The sequence below is a fragment of the Saccharomonospora iraqiensis subsp. iraqiensis genome (genome assembly GCF_000430445.1).
GTDB lineage: Bacteria > Actinomycetota > Actinomycetes > Mycobacteriales > Pseudonocardiaceae > Saccharomonospora > Saccharomonospora iraqiensis.
On sequence record NZ_KE387034.1, the window covers coordinates 2581 to 6054 of the forward strand.

Here is a 3474-nt window from a genome sequence, read left to right on the forward strand (position 1 = left end):
GCTCCCGGGTCACGGGTCCGTAGTCGGCGCGGCCTCAGTCCGGTCCGGAGCCGGACGCGGGCTGGCGCACGATGAGCACGACGCGGTCGTCGCTGGAGACCGGCTCCCCGCCGTCCTTGTTCGCCGTCCCCGCGACGGCGATGTCACTGGTGACGGTGGCCAGACTGCCGTACCGGCCGTAGTCCGGGCCCTGCTCGCCGTCCATGGTCACCTGGGGCTCGCCACCGACCGAGCCGTCCCGGTTCAGCGGCAGGTTCTGCACGTTCGCGGCGTCGGCCATCGCCACCACGAGGACGTCGCCCCAGTCCGCGCAGCCGGTGACCCCGGGCCGGTCCGGCCAGGTCCACGCCGGGGTGGACAGGGTGCCGCCCTCGTCGACCCGGTACACGGCGTCCCGTCCCGTCCCCCGGTCGGTCACCCACGTCCGGGAGCCCTCCTCGTCGGCACACAGGCCGCCGGGGGAGTGGACCCCGCTCGCGTACACGGGGGAGTCCGGGGTCGGGTTGCCCTCCGCGGGGGCACCCGAGGTGTCGATCCGGAGCACCTTGCCCGCCAGCGACCCCGCGTCGCGCGCCGCCGCCGGGTCGCCCGCGTCACCGGTGGCGACGAGCAGGGTGTCCCCGTCGGTGGCGAGCAGCGCGCCACCGTTGCCGGATTCCCCCTTCGGGATGCCCGTGAGCACGGGCTTGGCGGGCCTGCCCTCGGCGAAGCGCACGACGCGGTTGTCGGTGTCGGTGGTCACATAGGCGTAGACCAGCCGGTCCTCGGCGTACGACGGGGACAGCGTCAGGGCGGTGAGGCCGCCGTCCCCGCCGGCCGTGACGTCCAGCGTGGCGATCTCCTCCTGATCGCCGTCGGTGCCCACCCGCAGGACCCGGCCGCTGCGCCGCTCGCCGGCCAGGGCCGTGATCGTCGACCCGTCGGTGGGCAGGGCCGTCACGGCGGAAACCGTGTCCAGGCAGGTGGCGAGGACGGCCTTGTCGTAGTCGGTGCACCCGTCGGGGGGAGGGACGGGTTCGCGGGAGGTGTCCGGACCCTGCGGGATCTCGCGCCGGTCGACCTCGGGCAGGTCGGGCTGCGGACCCGCCTCGGGGGTCAGTTGCGGGGCGGGCCGCCAGCTCTGCTCCCCGGCGGAGTCGTCGAACTCGGCGCACCCGGCCAGCAGCAGGACACCGCACGCCACGGCCGCGACCGGCCCCGGCCTCCCGCGAACTCGCGTGCGCACGCCGTCCAGCGTAGGCGCACGCAGGTGAACCTCCGGTAAGCGGGGCGGTGCGGGCGGTGCGGGCCGTGCGTGTCCGGCACGATGGAGGGGTGACGATCACGGTGTTGGTACCGGACGACGACGGGGTCCGGGCCCTGTCCGAGGTCGACGGCGTGTGCCCGGTGCGCTACGCGCACGACGGGCCGTTGCCGGACGCGGCGGCCGAGGCGGAGGTGCTGATCCCGGGCGCGCGGGCCGCCCAGTTGGCTCCCGCCCTGCGGTGGATGCCCCGGTTGCGGCTCATCCAGCTGCTCTCGGCGGGCGCCGAGGACTGGGCGGACGTCCTGCCGTCCGGGGTGCTGTTGTCCACCTGCCGGGGGGCACACGGAGCCAGCACCGCCGAGTGGGTGATGGCGGCCGTCCTGTCCCTGTGCCGGGACCTCGGCCGGTTCGACGCCGCCCGGCGCCGGGGCGCGTGGTCCCCCGGGACCACGGACACGCTGCAGGGCAAACGGGTGCTCGTGGTCGGCGCGGGCGACGTGGGTCGGCAGCTCGCGCGCCGGCTCGACCCGTTCGACACCCGCGTGCGCATGGTCGGCCTCACCGCCCGTGGGGACGTCCACGGGGTGGACGAACTGCCCGCGCTGCTGCCCGACAGCGACGTGGTCGTGCTGCTGGTGCCGCTGACCTCCCGCACACGCGGAATGGTCGACGAGACCTTCCTCGCCGCGATCCCGGACGGCGGGATGCTGGTCAACGCCTCGCGGGGAGCGGTGGTGGACACCGCGGCCCTGCTGCGGCACGTGACGCCCGGCAGGCTGCGTGCCGCGCTCGACGTCACCGACCCGGAGCCGCTGCCGCCGGAGCATCCGTTGTGGACACTGCCGAACGTGCTCGTCACCCCGCACGTGGCGGGCGCGGTGCACGGGGCGCGCCGCCGCTCGTACGCGGTGGCGGCGACCGAGATCGCCCGGTACGTCCAGGGGGAACTCCCGGAGAACCTCGTCCACGGGGAGTACTGAGGACCACTGGAAGCCCCGCCCGGCCGCGGATTCCGGCCGGGCGGGGCTCCCGGGAGACCGGGGCTTCCGGGAGACGGGATCAGCGCAGGATCGACCCGCCGCCGAAGTCGTCGTCCGGGTCGTCCTCCTCCGCGGCGTCGTCGCGCTCGTTCCCCCGTTCCGGCTGCGGCCGGTCGATCGCGACCGGCGGGGCGCCCGGCTCGATGATCTCGTCGAGGTCGTGCCCCTCCTGGAGCATCGTGTGCGCCTGGCGCATGCCCTCGACGCCGCCCTCCAGTGCCGCGCGCACCCCCGGGTCGTCCAGGAACCGGCCCGCGGCGAGGTCGCTCCAGGACAGCTCGCCGTCGTCGATGCGCTGCTGGAGCTCACGCAGCTCCGGGGGCGCGTTCCGGCCGCGGGCGTGCTCCTCGATCTGCTCGATGTCCTCCTGGGACAGCCCGCCCGGCGGCATCGTCTGTTGGAGTTGCTCGGCCTCGGAGATGGCACGGTCGAGGGAGAGTTCGGCCCGTTCCAGGTCGGCCATCGCCTCCTGGATGCGCGGGTCCGTCGAGGGGTCGGGCACGGTCATCGCACGCCTCCCGGGGTCGTGGTTTCGCGGCTGTGGTCAGGTGCTCTCCGCCTGCGGGAGAACCTCGGTGATGACGGCGTCCGCGACGGGTCTCGGACCTTCGAGCACGACCAGTTCGGCCCCCTCCCGGAGGTACGGCCGTGCCTGGTCCGGGGCGAGGAAGCCGACCGTCGCCAGCTCCACCTCACACGGTGCAGGACCGATCCGCTGCAGCAGCACACTCGTCGTCCGAGGGTCGGTGGCGGGCCAACCGGGGTCCCGCTCCACCGGGTCGCCCGTCCGGAACGTCGCGGTGGCGGCGTGGACCGGTCCGGTCGGGGGGCCGGAGGCCCGTCCGCCCTCGTCTGCCGGGATCCACCGCACCCGGGCCGTGGCCACCGGGTTGCCGATCTCGGAGAGCACGTCACCGTCCGCCTCCGCGGATCCCGATGCCCGCGTCGCGTCCGCCCGCCTGTCCGGCGGAACCCGGGTCGGAGTGCCCGGCCGGGCCGGTGCCGTCCAGACTCCCACCGGGGTGGGCATGGAGGTCTCCACCGGAGGGTTGCGGGACGGTGCCCCCGGTGGGGGTTCCGTCGCCCTGGTTGAGCACCGCACCCCAGCCGTCGGCGTGTCCCCCGTTCGCGGCGAGCATCCCCTCCTGTCCGCCGCCACCGCCGGCGGGGCCCTGGCCGGCCACCGCA

Annotated in this window: 4 protein-coding genes and 1 pseudogene; 1 reads left to right on the top strand and 4 read right to left on the bottom strand. The window is 75.2% G+C overall.

Going from position 1 to position 3474, the window contains the following annotated elements; genetic code table 11:
• Positions 1 to 34 precede the first annotated feature (34 nt).
• A complete protein-coding gene (locus ACTIR_RS0100855; RefSeq protein WP_026452865.1) occupies positions 35 to 1183 on the bottom strand; it encodes a PQQ-dependent sugar dehydrogenase in 1149 nt (382 codons plus the stop codon).
• 131 nt (positions 1184 to 1314) lie between these two features.
• On the opposite strand from ACTIR_RS0100855, the gene ACTIR_RS0100860 reads away from it, so the two are divergent.
• Positions 1315 to 2226: an NAD(P)-dependent oxidoreductase gene (locus ACTIR_RS0100860; RefSeq protein ID WP_026452866.1), complete on the top strand. Its 912-nt coding sequence runs from the start codon at positions 1315 to 1317 to the stop codon at positions 2224 to 2226.
• A gap of 79 nt (positions 2227 to 2305) precedes the next feature.
• Here the strand turns inward: ACTIR_RS0100860 and ACTIR_RS0100865 are convergent, their stop codons facing one another.
• The 3 genes and pseudogenes from ACTIR_RS0100865 to ACTIR_RS0100875 all read right to left on the bottom strand — a co-directional run.
• The gene (locus ACTIR_RS0100865) at positions 2306 to 2794 is read right to left on the bottom strand and encodes a hypothetical protein (protein ID WP_026452867.1); all 489 of its coding nucleotides are present in this window, start codon (positions 2792 to 2794) and stop codon (positions 2306 to 2308) included.
• A 36-nt stretch (positions 2795 to 2830) separates the two neighbouring features.
• A complete protein-coding gene (locus ACTIR_RS0100870) occupies positions 2831 to 3196 on the bottom strand; it encodes a hypothetical protein (protein WP_026452868.1) in 366 nt (121 codons plus the stop codon).
• Between the two features lies 1 nt (position 3197).
• Positions 3198 to 3474, bottom strand: a pseudogene (locus tag ACTIR_RS0100875) (hypothetical protein); the annotation flags it as partial.

What these genes read in the sequence shown, in the direction of transcription:
- ACTIR_RS0100865 (WP_026452867.1), bottom strand. Translation starts at nt 2,794, where the DNA reads ATGACCGTGCCCGACCCCTCGACGGACCCGCGCATCCAGGAGGCGATG.